Consider the following 15,345-nt stretch of genomic DNA (forward strand, 5'->3'; position numbering starts at 1 on the left):
TCGAATAATTCTAGTCATAGGGACCGACCATGAGATTTTTCAAAACAACAGCAGCCAGCATTTTGGTGCTTGGCACGCTTTCAACAGCCGTACAGGCAAATTGCGACGCCGTGACCTTCTCCGATGTGGGTTGGACAGATATCACCGCCACAACAGCTGCCACGACCGTCCTGCTGGATGCTCTGGGCTACGAGACAGATGTGAAAGTCCTGTCTGTGCCGGTGACGTATACGTCCATGGCACGCGGCGACATTGATGTCTTCCTCGGCAATTGGATGCCAACCATGGAAGCCGACATTGCTCCTTACCGTGAAGCTAAAACCGTAGATACAGTTCGCGAAAACCTGGAAGGTGCAAAATACACGCTTGCCACCAACGCTGCAGGCGCAAAGCTTGGCATTACAGACTTTGCCAGCATCGCCAAGAATATGGAGGCTCTGGAAGGAAAGATCTACGGCATCGAGCCAGGCAATGACGGCAACCGGCTGATCCTTGAAATGATTGAAGCCGATGCGTTTGGCCTGAAGGACTTTGAAGTGGCTGAATCCTCCGAGCAGGGCATGCTGGCGCAGGTTGGCCGGGCAGACAAGCGTGACGAGCCTGTTGTGTTTCTTGGCTGGGAGCCACACCCGATGAATGCCAATTTCGACCTGACTTATCTGGCCGGCGGCGATGACCATTTTGGTCCGGATTTTGGCGGTGCCACAGTCTACACCAACACCCGCGCGGGCTATGTTGCAGAATGCCCGAATGTGGGCAAATTGCTCACTAATCTGAAATTCACGCTGGCCATGGAAAACGAAATCATGGGCGCAATCCTGAATGACAGCGAAGATCCGGAAGATGCAGCTTCCGCATGGCTGAAAGCCAATGCAGATGTGCTGGCCGGCTGGCTCGACGGCGTTACTACTCAAGATGGCGGCGATGCCATGGCCGCTGTGAAAGCAGAACTCGGCCTCTAAAGGCAACGGTCTGGGGCCTGGACCCCAAACAATATGGCCTCCCGATTCGATCAATGGATAGGGAGGCTTTTTCTGATAATTCTTATTGGCGGGCTTAAAGACCTATGGAATGGCTGACGGCAAACAAGATCCCGGTCGGCAAGACCGCCCGATCCGTATTCGACTGGTTGCAGGCCAATGGTGCCTGGTTCTTTGATGGGCTGGCCGTGGGCCTGGAAACCCTCATCGACGGCATTCTCTGGGTGCTGCAGACACCGCATCCGTTGATCATCATTGCCTTCTTTGTCGGATTGACCTGGTATCTCCAGCGTTCCTGGAAAACCTGTCTGCTCATTTTCCTGGGGTTTCTGTTTATTCTCAATCAGGACTACTGGGAAGAAACCACAGAAAGCCTGACGCTGGTTCTGTCCGCCTGTGTGGTCTGTATGGCTGTTGGCGTGCCAATTGGCATTGCGGCCGCACATAGGCCAAATCTTTATCGCTTCATGCGACCGGTTCTGGATTTGATGCAGACCCTGCCAACCTTTGTTTATCTCATTCCTGCAATTGTCTTTTTTGGCATCGGCATGGTGCCGGGTCTTATGGCCACGGTCATTTTTGTGTTGCCGGCGCCCATTCGCCTGACCCATTTGGGCGTCTCTTCAACCCCGCAACCCTTGCTGGAAGCCGCGGATGCCTTTGGTGCAACCGGCTGGCAGAAATTGGTAAAAGTGGAATTCCCTTATGCGGTGCCGCAAATCATGGCGGGCCTCAACCAGACGATCATGCTGTCGTTATCGATGGTCGTTATTGCAGCGCTTGTGGGCGCTGATGGTCTGGGCGTCCCGGTGGTTCGGGCGCTTAACCAGGTGAATGCTGCGCTCGGCTTCGAAAGTGGATTTGTCATTGTTATTGTCGCAATCATGCTGGACCGCATGCTGCGCGTGGAGCGCCGCAAATGAGCAATGCTGTTGAATTTGATGCGGTTTCCATTGTGTTCGGGTCCAACCCGAAAAGCGCTCTTCCATCCATGGATGAGGGAAAGACCCGAGCCGAAGTGCAGGAGCAGAGCCAGCAGGTTCTGGGCGTGCATGATTGTTCTCTGGACGTGAAAGCCGGTGAGATTCTTGTTTTGATGGGGCTCTCGGGTTCCGGCAAATCAACCTTGCTGCGCGCCGTCAATGGCCTCAATCCGGTGGTGCGCGGATCTGTTCGCGTCAATGATGGTGATCAAATGATCGACATCACCTCTGCCGATAGGAAGACACTGAGACGCATGCGGCTGTCCCATGTTGCCATGGTGTTTCAGCAGTTTGGTCTGCTGCCATGGCGCAGTGTGCGGGAAAATGTCGGGCTGGGCCTGGAACTCGGCGGCCTTGAAGTGGCGGAACGCAACAGCCGGGTAGATACGCAATTGACGTTGGTTGGCCTGTCTGATTGGGCAGAGCGCAAGGTTGGTGAACTGTCCGGAGGCATGCAGCAGCGTGTCGGCCTTGCCCGGGCATTTGTTACAGAAGCACCAATATTGTTGATGGATGAGCCATTCTCAGCGCTCGATCCCTTGATCCGCACACGCCTGCAGGATGAGTTGCTGGATCTGCAAAGCAGTTTGAAGCGCACGATCATCTTTGTCAGCCATGATTTGGATGAAGCCTTCAAGATTGGCGACCGCATTGCCATTATGGAAGGCGGGCGGATTATCCAGTGTGGCACGCCGCAAGAGATTTTTTCAGCACCGGCCAATGATTATGTGGCCGATTTTGTGGCCCATATGAACCCGCTAAACGTGCTGTGTGCAGAACATATTATGCACCCTGTTACAGGCAATGCACCAACGGTGACGGTCATCGGTCAGGAAACGATCCAGAACGTTATGGAACTGTTGAAGACCGGTGGCGATGCTGTCGGGGTGGAGAAAGACGGTGTGATCGTTGGCCAGATCACGCAGGAAAACATCCTGTCGGCGTTGCTGGATCCGCGTGGAGAAGTGGACAGATAGCAGCTTGGGGTCTAACCCGATTTCCCGTAATATTGCTATTCGCGGGATTTGTTTTGCGCAGCTTGCTCATTCATTGCGTCATGCCGCGCCTGCACATCGTCCGGCCAACGTGATTTAATGAAGGACAATACAGCCGTTATTTCGGCGTCGCTCAGAACGTCCCTGTAGATGGGCATAGCGCTTTCATAGCCCTCAAGCCCTGCAAATTCAGCCAGTCCGTATTTGGTAATTCCAAACAACACGTCATCGGTGTGATGCCACGTGTGCCCGGTTTCATCATGTGGTGGCGCGGGCAGAAGGCCGTCTTTGCCCGGACGGCGCCAATTCGGCTGGCCCTCAAGGTTTTCACCATGGCAGGACGCACAATTGGACGCATAGACTTCGCTGCCAAGTTGGACTGCTGCGGTATCTTCTGCGCTGGAAAGGGCGTTTTGGGAGGCAAACATAAATGTTCCGCCCCCCAAAACCAGTATTGAGGACCAACAAATTATATGTCCGGCTTTTGACACCGACATATTTATACCACCAGTATCTCTGCATTGGACCGCACGCGCTTGTACAAATCAATCACATCCTGATTGATCATGCGCACGCAGCCGCTGGAAACCGACTTGCCGATTGTCCAGTATTCCGGCGTGCCATGAACGCGGTACAACGTGTCTTTGTTGCCCTCAAATATATACAGCGCACGCGCACCGAGCGGATTGTTTAGACCTGGTTGCATTCCGCCATTATCTGCGCTGTATTTGCGCAGCTCAGGACGTCTTGCAATCATCTCGTCGGGCGGCGTCCATGTCGGCCATGGCCGCTTCCAGGCGACTCTTGCACGGCCAGACCATGCGAAACCGGCACGGCCAAGGCCAACCCCGTAGCGCATTGCCTTGCCACCTGGCTCGACCAGATAGAGGTAGTGCGAAGACGTATCGACAATGATCGTCCCGGGCTTTTCGTTGGTTCGATAGCTGACACTGCGACGCCTGAATTTGGATGGCACCTTGTCCAGATCAATTCCGGGAATTGGGAATTTCTCACTGGGCAGTGGCCCATACATCGACGCATAATTGCTGAACCTGCCTTCAGTATCGCCTGCGCTATCATCTGTGGCTGTTGTACAGCCCGAAACCGCAAGGCCCAGAATACTGGCGCTTCCCAGCACGAAAGCGCGCCGTGAGGGCGGGCGTGCCGTATTGTCATCAAAATTCATATTACAACTACCTTTGCGCCAATCCTGACGCGTTCATAAAGATCTTCCACGTGCGCATTTATCATGCGCACGCATCCACTGGATACGTTTCGTCCAATGGACCACGGCTCAGTTGTTCCATGTATCCGAAACAGCGTATCACGGCCATTACGGTGGAGATATAAGGCCCTTGCGCCAAGCGGGTTGTTGATACCGCCAGGCAAGCCACCTGCATATTTTTTGTAGCGACGAGGATCACGTCGGATCATATTCGCCGTTGGTGTCCAGCGCGGCCATTTGGCTTTACGACCAATAGTGGCTGAGCCGTTAAAGGCCAGACCCGCCTTACCAAGGCCAACCCCGTAACGTCGCGCACGTCCACGTCCGGTGACGAGATACAGGAAATGTTTGCGCTGGTCGACAACAATCGTGCCGACCGGATATCCTTTGAACCGCACAGTGCGTGGCTTGAATTTGGAGTCCAGTCGGAAGTTTTTCGGTTTGGCAGCCAGAGCGGGCAGCGGTGCTGTCGCAACAAGTGCCGAGATGCCGAGTAGGAGGTTCCGTCTTGTAAGCATGTCATGCCTCATGAATTGTCTAAGGAATAATGCATCTCATGCAGAAGCAAAGATGCGTGTTTAGCCAAGACAATCAGACAATCGGAGGTCGAAAAAGCGCGTGTCGAAAGGCTGCATTGAGACTGGTCGCCGGCTCATAAGAAGGAATGGTTCCGCCGAACAGGAATTCTGGATTAAAAGCCGCATTTGTGAATGAACAGTCAGAACTGCAGGGCGCGTTACTGTGGGATGTTTTAAGAGCATCGTCTTCGTCGCAGCATTTCTGTCTTGCGGTCACAATGGCACCGCTGCCTGCGACAATGGAGACATCCTGATTAGTATCCGCAACAGCATCCTGCGCGTCCTGAAAGGTTAAATTTGCAAATGCTGTCCCGCTGTCAGGCAACCCATGGGTGCCGACAAACAAAAGCAACAGCAGAAAACAAATCAATTTCCTCATGATTCTCTCATACCCAGAACCGGCCAAAAAATCCAGCCCGGTCTGATCACCATGCCGTGAGGTCAGTCGGAAGGGCTACGCGCTAATCTCAAACCACGTGTTCATTCCGGCAGCCGCATGTTCCAGCATGTGACAGTGCAACAGCCATTTGCCGGGATTGTCGGCAACGAAGGCAATTTTGGTGGTCTGTTCTGGTCCAATGAGAAATGTGTCGCGCCATGGCTGCCCTTCATCAACGTCACTTCCGCTGCGCTCCAGAATGCGGAAATGATGTCCGTGGATATGCATGGCATGAAGAAATGCAGTGTTGTTAACCGTGTTCAGAACAATTGTGTCATTTCGCTGAACCGAAAAAAAGGGCGCATCGGCCAGATTGGCGATGCCGTTGAAAGCCCAAACCTGTCCCGTGTCCCTGAAATCCATTCCTTCCAGCTTTTTGCCTTTGTAGGTGATGTCGCCGGTCTGCCCCATGGCACCGCCAGTCATATCCAGCGTGAAAACGCGTGCATTTTCGAGGTCGGGTTCTGGCAACTCGTTCGAGATCAGCGCAGGCATCGCCAGTTCAGACTTCCCCGGTGCAGGATTCGCCGAAGTGCTGTCCGACTTTTCCAAGATCTCGAAACTGGCAATCGAGAATGCCTGTCCACCTGAAACCTCGTCCAGTTGCATCGGAATTCCCGGTTTGGGAACCACCAGTAAATCGACCCGTTGCGCGGAGCCAAGCAGCAATGGCTGATAAGACAATTCTGTTGCAGTCGGCAGGCCTTGACCATCATAGGCAAGAATTTTCGCGCCGAGTTGCTTGGTATCCAGTTCCAGCACACGGGCATTGGATGTGTTGATCAACCGCAACCGGTAAGGCTCATTCGCGTTCAGTGTGTAGTTGGGCTGGCTCTGGCCATTGACGGTCAGCCAGTTGCCAAGACGCCCGCCATGACTCCAGTCCATTAATGAGCCAAGGCTGGCAGTGTCAAATTTGCCGGTCTCATCCAGGCGCCAGTCATCCAGAATTAATGTCCGGTCGTGCTCGGTGTCAAAATCAGTTGTATCGCCTTCGACAATCAGAGCGCCATAGAGGCCACGAGAAACCTGATTCCAGCTTCTGTTATGCGCGTGATACCAATAGGTTCCAGCATCCGGCACAATGAAATCATATTCAAAGGTAGCGCCGGGCTCCACGGCTTTCTGGGTCAGGCCGGAAACACCATCCATGTCATTGGCAATGCGGATGCCATGCCAATGGATCGATGTTGCTTCTTCAAGCTTGTTAACAAGCCGGACTTTGACCCGATCTCCGCGTTTGACCCTGATTTCCGGTCCCGGTGTGGAATCATTGTAGCTCCAAAGATCAGACTGGGGCGCATCCTCTGAATAGAGTTTTTGTTGAGAGGGGCCAGCAATTATTTCAAGGAATCCATCAGATGCCACCGATGCCTTGAAACTTGCTGGGAGCAGGGCGATGCCCAAACTCCCAGCGCTGGATTTGAGAAAAGTTCGTCTGTTGATGGACATGATATTTACTCCTGGTTCATCAGAAAGCTGGCAATTGCATTCAGATCATCCTGTGCAAGAAAGCGTGTTCCGTCCCGCACAACTTCGCCCATTGACCCGCCAAATGTATCTCCATCGGGCAAGACACCGGTACGCAAGGCATAAGCCAGGGACTTTTCTGTCCAGCCATTTTCCATAAGCGCGGTGGTGGTGATGGGTGGTGATTTCCCGCCACCGGGAAGCTTGTCGGCTCCATGTAATCTGAGTTCCGCCTGTCGTGCGCCTAATGTATTTCGCGGCGTGTGGCACGCGCCACAATGGGCAGGCCCTTCAACAATGAACTTCCCCCGGTTCCAGGCTTCACTTTGTTCTTTGATTTTCCGGGTTCCGGATTGGTCTAAAAACAAAGCGCGCCATAATTTCAAACCGTCGCGGAAATTGAACGGAAACACGACATTCTGATCTACCGAAGGCTGTTCCACAGGAGGCACTGTTTGAAACGCCGCCCACAGATCGGCAACATCCTGGTCGCTGAACTTGGCATAAAATGGATAGGGAAAAGCCGGGTAGTAAGGATTTCCCTCGGGGGACACACCCTGCCGCACAGCTTTTGCAAACGTCTCAAGGGTCCAGCCCCCGATGCCGTGTGTCTTGTCCGTCGTCAGATTGGGAGAATAAAATGTGCCAAAATCCGTTTCAAGCGCAACACCGCCTGCCAAAGGGGCACCTCCATTTTCAGAATCTGTATGGCATGCGATGCAACCGGACATGCGGGCGAGATAGGCACCCCGATCAGCGTTGCCGGTCAGACCGGTTAAGTTCCGCGTTTTGCCGATAGGCCAAGCGGTCAAAGCTGTCACCGCCGCCCCGGTTAACACCAGGGCGGTCAATGATAAAACAATCAATTTCCGCATATGTCAGTTCTTTTCGGAACGAAATTGTGTGTGGCAGGAAGCGCAGGTCTGCGCCAGCATATTGAACACACCATCAGTAGGCATTGATGCCAATTCGGCTGCGTCTGGCAGGGTGCCTGATTCAGTCGTCATTGAGCCGGCCATCATGGTGCCAGAAGACGTCATACCGCCAGAAGACGTCATGCTATCTGTGCCCATCATCCCGGAGGCTGGCGCACCTCCAGATGCCATAAGCCCATTGTCAGCTGACGCAGCCAGACCCACGGCCAAAGTCTCAAGCCTCATGGCCAGAACCTCAAATTCCTCCCAGTTCGCCCAGATTGTCGGACGCGCCTCGGAGGGTTTCATCAAACTGTCCTCGGGAAAAAGTTTTGTCATGCTGTTCCCGGCATGCTTTTGGATTTGCGCTGCATTCTTGCGCACCACCTCGGCATCATAGCTGACGTCTCCCCGCATGATTTCAGTCAGGGATTTTGTAGCCTTGCCCAGGGTGCTCATGGCATCCATGCGTTCCTTTACAACGCCTGTTGCGCCGTTATGTGCGTAAGCCGCTGCAGATATAACCAATGCAGCCGCAACCGCAGAAACGATAATCTTTGTTGTCATGTTGTCTTAGTCCTCTTTGTTCCAAAATGCTTGGCCCGGTCAGGCCGTTGTCGTCGTGCTTCTGGAAAAAGGGCGAGGAGGAGGAGGGTCCAGCATGGTCCAGACCCCGTATCTGGAATAGGATTGTCCCACAGGTATGGTTTGCTCAGTGACAAAACAGTGATGGCCAACCCATTCAATCAGCGCAAGTATGTTGGAGCCGCAATGCAGCGTGCTAGTGTCGGCGTCCTGTTGATTTTGAGTTAGTGAAAAATGACTGTGGTCACTGGTTTCATCCGGGGCCGCGCTTTGTGAATGCAAATGCAGGCCATCGGCAAAATCTTGCTCATGCAAAAAGAAACTTCCTGCCAGTATTAATGACAGGCTGCACATGAGCAGCAGAAAACGCTGCATGTCAGTTGATCCCGTTTGCGCGCTGCAGAGCACGCACATAGGTTGTTATTTTTCCAACATCGGTTTCGGTTACACCTTCAACGGGCGGCATATCACCAAAGCGCCAATGATGTGCCCTGACACCCAGCTTTGCTGCCCGCTGAAATGCGATATCTGCATGATGGGAAGGTTCGTACAGCACATGAACCAGCGGTGGGGCCATGCCGTCCCGCCCTGCTGCATCCGCTCCGTGGCATGCGGCGCAATTCCCGTCGAACAACACGCGTCCCGCTGTTTCTGCGCTGTTGAGCTGCGGAACTGTTACCTGTGCCAATGGCGCACCGGAGCCGGTATTGGCAGGCGGGGCGAGAAGCCACCAAGCGCCCAACGCGATTGCAACACTTCCGACCAGAGCAATGATGGTTTGTTTATTCAACTGCTTGTTCTCCCGGCCAGATCATCAATGATCGGGCACGATGGCCTGTCGTCACCATGGCAGTCTGTTGCCAGTGCCGACAATGTTGCTTTCAGCGATTCCAATTCTGCCAGTTTGCGGTCAATTTCACCGATCTTGTCAAGCGCCAAACGTTTGACATCGGAACTGGCACGTTCTTCGTCCTCGTATAGCGAGAGCAGCAATCGGCATTCTTCAATCGAAAAACCAAGGCTTCTGGAGCGCTGCAGAAACCGCAACCGGTGCAAGTCTGTTTCAGAGTAGTTGCGATATCCGTTTTCGGCGCGGATCGGCTTGAGGAGTGCAATTTCCTCATAGTAGCGGATAGTTTTTGCTGGCAATTGCGATGCCTGCGATGCTTCTCCGATATTCATATCAATCCACCTTTCGCCAATTAAGTGCAAACCCCAGGCAATGTCAAAGCTCTAGCCGACGCAAGCGCAGCGCGTTGGAAATCACCGATACCGATGACAGGCTCATCGCAGCTGCCGCCAGCATGGGAGACAGCAGGACGCCGGTCAAAGGATACAGAATGCCAGCGGCCACAGGCACGCCAAGACTGTTATAGGCAAAGGCAAAAAACAGGTTTTGCTTGATGTTGCGAATGGTTGAGACCGCCAAAATCCGGGCTTTGGCAATTCCGGCAAGATCTCCACCCAAAAGCGTGATGCCGGCACTTTCAATGGCAACATCTGTGCCCGTTCCCATGGCGATGCCGACATCCGCAGCCGCCAGGGCCGGGGCATCATTCACGCCATCGCCTGCCATAGCCACAATATGGCCTTTTGCCTGCAGATCCTTGACCAATTGCAGCTTGTCTTGCGGCAGAACGCCAGCCCGAACTTCGTCAATGCCAAGTTCGTTTGCCACCGCTGCTGCGGTGATTTCATTGTCGCCGGTGGCCATGATGATGGTCATGCCTGCCGCATGAAGCGCCTTGATCGCATCCTGCGTGCTCGGCTTTATTGTATCAGAAACCGCGATCAAACCGGCAAGGCGGTTGTCAACGAGCAGATACATGACGGTCTTGCCAGACTTGCGAAGGGCATCCGCCTGTTGCTCACCGAGGGCCGCATCTGCACCTGTTTCCTGAAGCATCGCTTTGTTTCCAAGAGTAACGTTCACGTCGCCTACCTTGCCGACAACACCTTTACCAGTAATTGCCTGAAAGTCCTGTGCCGTCTGTAGCGCGATATCCTTGCTTTTCGCCCCTTCGACAATGGCATCGGCCAAGGGATGTTCGGACCCTTTTTCCAATGACGCGGCGAAAGCCAGCAAAGTCGCTTCATCCCAATCTGCAAGCGGAACGACATCGGTCAGAACGGGTGTTCCATTTGTCAGTGTGCCAGTCTTGTCAACGATCACAGTGTCTACCTTGGCCAACCGCTCCAGAGCAGAGGCCTCCTTGACCAGGACACCGGCCTGGGCCCCACGTCCCGTTGCGGTCATGATCGACATGGGTGTTGCCAATCCCAAAGCGCAGGGACAGGCGATGATCAAAACGGATACGGCAGAAATGATGGCAAATACAAAGGCTGGTTCAGGACCCAGAATGATCCATGCAATAAAGGCCGCAACCGCAATCAGAACGACTGTCGGCACAAAGTAGGAAGACACCCTGTCAGCCAGTCCCTGAATAGGCGCCCGGGAGCGCTGTGCCGAGGAGACCATTTGCACGATCTTGGCCAGCATGGTCTCTTCGCCAACATGGCTGGCTTCAATAATCAGACTGCCATTCTTGTTCAGAGTTCCCCCGGTTACCTTGTCCGAGACATGTTTTTGCACCGGCAGTGGTTCGCCGGAAATCATGCTTTCATCAACTGCAGAAATGCCTTCCAGCACGATTCCATCTACAGGAATGCTGGAGCCAGGTGTTACACGCAGACGGTCACCTTGCAGAATGTTTGCCAGCGGAGCTTCATACTCAGATCCATCTGCATTGATTCGCCTTGCCGTTTTGGGCGCAAGATCCAGCAGGGCCTTTATGGCATCGCCAGTACGATCACGCGCACGCAATTCCAGAACCTGGCCAACAAAAATCAGGGCTATGATGACAACGGCTGCCTCAAAGTAAACCGGTGCATGCCCCGCGTCTGTGATTTCCTGCGGGAACAGGCCGGGCGCAAGGACAGCAACAAGACTGTAGAGATAGGCGGCACCGACCCCGAGCATGATCAGGGTCCACATGTTCAGATTCCAGGTGCGCACAGAGGTCCAGCCGCGCTGGAAAAACGGTTGCGCGGCCCAAAGGACAACCGGTGTTGCCAAGGCCAGTTCAAGCCAAAGGGCTGGTTTCTCGCCAATCCAGTCGCGGATCGGGAACCCCACCATCGGTCCCATGGTCAGGATCAACAACGGAATGGCAGCCGCAATGCTCACCCAGAGGCGACGGGTAAAATCTTCCAGTTCATGGTTCGGACCATCTGATACACCGTCCATGGGCTCCAGAGCCATGCCACAAATCGGGCAGGTGCCAGGTCCTTCCTGGATTATTTCCGGGTCCATTGGGCAGGTAAAGAGCGCGGTCTTTGGAGCCGCTTTCTGCTTCCGTTTGTGGTTGCCTGAAAGATAGAAAACAGGGTCTGCCTCAAACCGGTCTTTGCAGGATTGACTGCAAAAATGGTAGTCTGCGCCTGCATGAGCAAAGCTGGGCTTGCCGCTGTTCAGGGGCACCGTCATGCCGCAAACGGGATCAATTGCCTGATCCTGCGCTGATTCAGAATCATGTGATGCATGCCCGCAAGCTGCGCTGTGCTGATGGTCCATATTGTGTCCTGAAGGTGCTATAAATGCGTGTTATTTGCCTGGCAGCGGCCAGACATCTCTTCTTATATAAATCGATTTAGGGCTTCCAGTTACAGGAAGGTCAAGCGTTACCTGTCATTTGTTCTGAAATGTACCGGGTTATGCAGACCACAGAAATAGATCTTGTTATTTTTGATTGCGATGGTGTTCTCATAGACAGCGAGATCATCAGCTCGAAAATCCTGATCTCTCAACTGGCGGATGCTGGTGTATCGGTAGACTTTGAATATTTCCAGCGCTGGTTTCTCGGGCGCAGCTTTCCCAAAGTGACAGAATCGGTTCGCCAGACTTTTGATGTCGTCTTGCCGGCTGATTTTGAAGCCTCTTACAGACGCAGATTGCTTCAAGCCTTCAGAACCGAGTTGAAGGCGACTGTCGGTGTGGCCGAGATTGTTGACAATCTCTCCAGGCCTACTTGCGTCGCCACAAGCAGCACACCTGAAAGGCTGCGCAGATCATTGGAATTAACCGGATTGGCGCATTACTTCGGCAAGGATGTGTTTACCGCATCTGAGGTGAAAAGTGGCAAGCCGGCTCTGGATTTGTTTTTCATACAGCCGACCAAATGAATGTGGATCCGGAGAAGTGTCTGGTGATCGAAGACAGTCTGCCTGGCATGGAAGCAGGTGTTGCTGCCGGAATGCAAGTATGGCGTTTTACGGGGGCTAGCCATTTGCAGGGGCTTGCGCAGGATGACAATGACATGTTTCCTGAAGTGCCGGTTTTTGACAATTGGTCAAAATTCTTTGAAATGGCGCCAACATTAAAACAACAAAAACACAGTATCGGGGATATCAGTGTCCGCTAAATCCGACAACGAAACCAGCCGCCTTGACGAGGCTGCACGGGCAGGATGGTTGTACTATGTCGCCGGAAACACACAGGACGAGATTGCGCGCAAGCTGGGCGTTTCCAGACAATCTGCGCAGCGGCTGGTTTCACTGGCGGTCAGTGCGCGTCTCATAAAGGTTCGTGTTGATCATCCGATTGCAAAATGCATGGAGTTGGAGGGTGAGCTCACGGAGCGATTCAACCTTCTTGGATGTGAAGTTGTGCCTTCAGACCCTGATGCTCCTGCATCTATGGTTGGCATTGCCCAAGCTGGTGCTGCCGAAATGGAACGGCACTTGAAGTCCAATCATCCAAAAATCATTGCCATCGGAACCGGTCGTGCATTGCGTGCCTGTGTCGAGCAGTTGCCAGCCATGGATTGCCCCCAGCACCGAATCGTCTCGCTGCTTGGCAACATGATGTCTGACGGGTCGGCAACGGCCTATAATGTGATCATCCGCATGGCTGATCGGGTTAACGCCCGACATTTCCCGATGCCATTGCCGGTGTTTGTGAATTCGCATGAAGAAAAAGCTCTATTGCACAGTCAGGAGCCGGTTCACAACATACTGGAGCTTGCCCGTCAGTCTGACGTTACCTTTGTGGGTCTTGGGCAAATGAACGAGAATGCACAGCTTGTTCTGGACGGATTTGTCACCAAGGAGGAGGCCAAGGCGCTCCACCGTGTCGGTGTCGTCGGTGAGATCACAAGTTGGGTCTATGATAAGGATGGCAAACTCATTGATGGCCTTATCAATGACCGGGTGGCAAGTGCTCCACTTCTGCCAGATCAGGACCATCCCGTAATTGGCATTGCAGTCGGTGAAGCCAAGGTTGATGCGATCTGGGGTGCGTTGCGCGGACGGTTGATCAATTCATTGATTACCAATGAAGTTACCGCAGAAATGCTGCTCAACAAATAGCCCCGATCCTTTAGACATGTGGCATTTGTAGATACTGCGCGGCTTAAAAATGGGTGGCAAGCCAGCTTGCATATCTTGGGACGTAGATCCTTATCCCATGCAGCTTGATCAGAAGCAGTTGCTCGATAGGCTGCACATCGACCATTGCGACGAAATTCACGACTTATGAAAGCCTCTAGACCCATTTGCACGCTACCTCACAAATGCGCAACCAGTCGGGCGGTCTTGATCAATGAATACGCCAGAGATATCTACTCCGTCCTATTTGAGTCGATCTAGGTACAATCGTCCAAATGCAGCATCTCCATCAGAAGAAATGATTTTCACTGGCTGCCCAAGCTTTCCGGCCTGGTCGGCAAAGATAGCAGGCGCGCAAGGTGGAATAAGGACCTGTTAGCGGGTGGGCTTCATCAACGCCATCGCCGACAATGTCTGCCATGATCTCAACGGCAATTTCGCCGAGCAAAATGATTTTTTCATTGCCTCGTCCCTCCCTCAGCCTGAACTATTGTCGATTTGCGAGCAACATGCGACTGCACCTCAGCGCCAATCTTGCCTTTCTGATACGAAAAAAGTGGCTTGATCTGGATAGGAATAACTTAACTAATGTTAAAATTAATTTTGCACATGTAAAGTATTTATGCGATGTTGTATGCTAAATGTTATATGCCATAGGGGACGAACTAGGAATCTTTGGGAGGTGACGTGGCCGGCAATGCGATCAAAAACATGGTGGATTTCGCTGAAGCGAGCGGCATCTCAAGGCCCACCGTATCAAAGTACTTTAACGACGCGGAAAGCGTCCGCAAATCAACGCGCGATCGCATCGAAGCTGCCATGGAGCAGTTTGATTATCGTCCCAATTTTTTTGCAATCAATCACAATCGAAAATCAACAAAGACCATCGGGATCGTTGTGCCCTATCTCGCGGATCCGTTCTTTGCAGAGATCGTGCGCCTGTTGGAGCGCCGATGTATGGATGCGGGTTTCTGGCCGATTGTCTTCAGCGCGCACGGCCAAAAAGAACTAGAGAACAACGCGTTGGCTACTCTCCAGTCCTTGCGACCGTCAGGGGCGCTGATCGCTCCTCTTGGCCGTAGTTCTGATTTCAAAAGCGTGCAGCGTTTTTCGGAGGAGGTGCCAACCGTTGTCTTTGATAGTAACGTTAAAGTCGGACAAGCGTTTGTTGGCTCAAACAACATGCAAAGCATAGGATTGGTGGTTGATTATCTTTGTCGCACCGGTGAGCCTCCATGCTTCTTTGAGATGCCTCCTGTTAACCCGAACGCAAACAAGCGACGTGATGCGTATGTGCGATCGATGGAAGGGCTTGGTCTGGAGCCGAAAGTTGTTCAGGTTCTGGGCAGTGGCTGGGATTTCGAGAAAATTGGTCTCGAAGAGGGAAAGCGGTTGATTTCCGAACGCTCGTTACCGTCAGATACCATTCTGTGCAGTAATGACCGGCTGGCATTTGGTCTGATTGCCGCCGCCTATCAAAAAGGTTTGAGGGTAGGCGCCGGTGCCGGGTGCGCGCTTCGAATTGCCGGGGTGGATGACCATCCGCTTTCACAGTTCACTTGCCCGCCGCTAACAACGGTTTCTCAGGATTACGCTGCGATTTCCAATCATAGCGTTAGAATCCTTTTCGACTTGATAAACGGTAATGAGCATACAGGTGAGCGGCCAGAACTTCTACTCGAGGGCACGCTCGTAATGCGGCAGTCTGCTTGATCGGGTTTGCAAAATTTACAAGTGTAAAATTTTTATTGACTTTTGTTATTCGGGTGCCTTATAAAAGTAGTCGATCCA

The 15,345-nt window shown here is 53.0% G+C and carries 18 protein-coding genes; 8 read left to right on the forward strand and 10 right to left on the reverse strand.

Annotated features, from left to right (window positions below; all coding sequences use genetic code 11):
• Positions 1 to 29: 29 nt before the first annotated feature.
• The 3 genes from choX to choV all read left to right on the forward strand — a co-directional run bounded on the left by choX (position 30) and on the right by choV (position 2,940).
• Positions 30 to 962 carry a choline ABC transporter substrate-binding protein gene (choX, locus tag RAL91_RS08675; protein ID WP_306261442.1) on the forward strand — a complete coding sequence of 311 codons (933 nt, stop codon included), beginning with the start codon at positions 30 to 32 and terminating at the stop codon, positions 960 to 962.
• A gap of 104 nt (positions 963 to 1,066) precedes the next feature.
• Positions 1,067 to 1,903, forward strand: a complete 837-nt coding sequence (gene choW / locus RAL91_RS08680) for a choline ABC transporter permease subunit (RefSeq protein ID WP_306261444.1) — start codon at positions 1,067 to 1,069, stop codon at positions 1,901 to 1,903.
• Entirely contained in the window at positions 1,900 to 2,940 is a 1,041-nt protein-coding gene (choV, locus tag RAL91_RS08685) for a choline ABC transporter ATP-binding protein (protein ID WP_306261446.1), read from the forward strand. Before choW ends, choV begins: the two co-directional genes overlap by 4 nt.
• A gap of 35 nt (positions 2,941 to 2,975) precedes the next feature.
• Here choV and RAL91_RS08690 read toward each other — a convergent pair whose 3' ends face one another.
• From RAL91_RS08690 to RAL91_RS08735, 10 genes are all read right to left on the reverse strand, one after another.
• Positions 2,976 to 3,386: a cytochrome c gene (locus RAL91_RS08690; RefSeq protein WP_306261448.1), complete on the reverse strand. Its 411-nt coding sequence runs from the start codon at positions 3,384 to 3,386 to the stop codon at positions 2,976 to 2,978.
• 71 nt (positions 3,387 to 3,457) lie between these two features.
• Entirely contained in the window at positions 3,458 to 4,144 is a 687-nt protein-coding gene (locus RAL91_RS08695) for a L,D-transpeptidase (protein WP_306261451.1), read from the reverse strand.
• A complete protein-coding gene (locus RAL91_RS08700; RefSeq protein ID WP_306261453.1) occupies positions 4,141 to 4,701 on the reverse strand; it encodes a L,D-transpeptidase in 561 nt (186 codons plus the stop codon). The genes RAL91_RS08695 and RAL91_RS08700 overlap by 4 nt, the downstream gene beginning before the upstream one ends.
• A gap of 73 nt (positions 4,702 to 4,774) precedes the next feature.
• On the reverse strand, positions 4,775 to 5,140 hold the full coding sequence (locus tag RAL91_RS08705; protein ID WP_306261455.1) for a hypothetical protein: 366 nt from the start codon (positions 5,138 to 5,140) through the stop codon (positions 4,775 to 4,777).
• A gap of 75 nt (positions 5,141 to 5,215) precedes the next feature.
• Positions 5,216 to 6,652, reverse strand: coding sequence for a multicopper oxidase family protein (locus tag RAL91_RS08710; protein WP_306261456.1), 1,437 nt, complete (start codon positions 6,650 to 6,652; stop codon positions 5,216 to 5,218).
• Positions 6,653 to 6,657: 5 nt separating this feature from the next.
• Positions 6,658 to 7,545, reverse strand: coding sequence for a cytochrome c (locus RAL91_RS08715; RefSeq protein ID WP_306261457.1), 888 nt, complete (start codon positions 7,543 to 7,545; stop codon positions 6,658 to 6,660).
• A gap of 3 nt (positions 7,546 to 7,548) precedes the next feature.
• Complete coding sequence (locus tag RAL91_RS08720; protein ID WP_306261459.1) at positions 7,549 to 8,151, reverse strand: cytochrome c; 603 nt, start codon at positions 8,149 to 8,151, stop codon at positions 7,549 to 7,551.
• A gap of 394 nt (positions 8,152 to 8,545) precedes the next feature.
• Positions 8,546 to 8,959 (reverse strand): cytochrome c, encoded by a 414-nt coding sequence (locus tag RAL91_RS08725; RefSeq protein WP_306261461.1) that lies wholly within the window; start codon positions 8,957 to 8,959, stop codon positions 8,546 to 8,548.
• On the reverse strand, positions 8,956 to 9,351 hold the full coding sequence (gene cueR, locus RAL91_RS08730) for a Cu(I)-responsive transcriptional regulator (protein ID WP_306261463.1): 396 nt from the start codon (positions 9,349 to 9,351) through the stop codon (positions 8,956 to 8,958). Before cueR ends, RAL91_RS08725 begins: the two co-directional genes overlap by 4 nt.
• A 43-nt stretch (positions 9,352 to 9,394) precedes the next feature.
• Entirely contained in the window at positions 9,395 to 11,743 is a 2,349-nt protein-coding gene (locus RAL91_RS08735) for a heavy metal translocating P-type ATPase (protein WP_306261465.1), read from the reverse strand.
• Between the two features lie 140 nt (positions 11,744 to 11,883).
• Between RAL91_RS08735 and RAL91_RS08740 the strand changes: the two genes are divergently transcribed.
• From RAL91_RS08740 to RAL91_RS08760, 5 genes are all read left to right on the forward strand, one after another.
• Positions 11,884 to 12,351 carry an HAD family hydrolase gene (locus RAL91_RS08740; protein ID WP_306261467.1) on the forward strand — a complete coding sequence of 156 codons (468 nt, stop codon included), beginning with the start codon at positions 11,884 to 11,886 and terminating at the stop codon, positions 12,349 to 12,351.
• Positions 12,352 to 12,374: 23 nt separating this feature from the next.
• Positions 12,375 to 12,590, forward strand: coding sequence for a hypothetical protein (locus RAL91_RS08745; protein WP_306261469.1), 216 nt, complete (start codon positions 12,375 to 12,377; stop codon positions 12,588 to 12,590).
• Entirely contained in the window at positions 12,580 to 13,536 is a 957-nt protein-coding gene (locus RAL91_RS08750; RefSeq protein WP_306261471.1) for a sugar-binding transcriptional regulator, read from the forward strand. Before RAL91_RS08745 ends, RAL91_RS08750 begins: the two co-directional genes overlap by 11 nt.
• Before the next feature lie 400 nt (positions 13,537 to 13,936).
• Entirely contained in the window at positions 13,937 to 14,119 is a 183-nt protein-coding gene (locus RAL91_RS08755; protein WP_306261473.1) for a hypothetical protein, read from the forward strand.
• Between the two features lie 122 nt (positions 14,120 to 14,241).
• Complete coding sequence (locus RAL91_RS08760; protein ID WP_306261475.1) at positions 14,242 to 15,267, forward strand: LacI family DNA-binding transcriptional regulator; 1,026 nt, start codon at positions 14,242 to 14,244, stop codon at positions 15,265 to 15,267.
• Positions 15,268 to 15,345 lie beyond the last annotated feature (78 nt).

The sequence above is a fragment of the Pararhizobium sp. IMCC21322 genome (assembly GCF_030758295.1).
Lineage (GTDB): Bacteria > Pseudomonadota > Alphaproteobacteria > Rhizobiales.

Excerpts from the sequence above, each read along its gene's own strand:
- choX (WP_306261442.1), top strand. The coding sequence starts at position 30 with ATGAGATTTTTCAAAACAACAGCAGCCAGCATTTTGGTGCTTGGCACG.
- choW (WP_306261444.1), top strand. The coding sequence starts at position 1,067 with ATGGAATGGCTGACGGCAAACAAGATCCCGGTCGGCAAGACCGCCCGA.
- choV (WP_306261446.1), top strand. The coding sequence starts at position 1,900 with ATGAGCAATGCTGTTGAATTTGATGCGGTTTCCATTGTGTTCGGGTCC.
- RAL91_RS08690 (WP_306261448.1), bottom strand. The coding sequence starts at position 3,386 with ATGTTTGCCTCCCAAAACGCCCTTTCCAGCGCAGAAGATACCGCAGCA.
- RAL91_RS08695 (WP_306261451.1), bottom strand. The coding sequence starts at position 4,144 with ATGAATTTTGATGACAATACGGCACGCCCGCCCTCACGGCGCGCTTTC.
- RAL91_RS08700 (WP_306261453.1), bottom strand. The coding sequence starts at position 4,701 with ATGCTTACAAGACGGAACCTCCTACTCGGCATCTCGGCACTTGTTGCG.
- RAL91_RS08705 (WP_306261455.1), bottom strand. The coding sequence starts at position 5,140 with ATGAGGAAATTGATTTGTTTTCTGCTGTTGCTTTTGTTTGTCGGCACC.
- RAL91_RS08710 (WP_306261456.1), bottom strand. The coding sequence starts at position 6,652 with ATGTCCATCAACAGACGAACTTTTCTCAAATCCAGCGCTGGGAGTTTG.
- RAL91_RS08715 (WP_306261457.1), bottom strand. The coding sequence starts at position 7,545 with ATGCGGAAATTGATTGTTTTATCATTGACCGCCCTGGTGTTAACCGGG.
- RAL91_RS08720 (WP_306261459.1), bottom strand. The coding sequence starts at position 8,151 with ATGACAACAAAGATTATCGTTTCTGCGGTTGCGGCTGCATTGGTTATA.
- cueR (WP_306261463.1), bottom strand. The coding sequence starts at position 9,351 with ATGAATATCGGAGAAGCATCGCAGGCATCGCAATTGCCAGCAAAAACT.
- RAL91_RS08735 (WP_306261465.1), bottom strand. The coding sequence starts at position 11,743 with ATGGACCATCAGCACAGCGCAGCTTGCGGGCATGCATCACATGATTCT.
- RAL91_RS08740 (WP_306261467.1), top strand. The coding sequence starts at position 11,884 with ATGCAGACCACAGAAATAGATCTTGTTATTTTTGATTGCGATGGTGTT.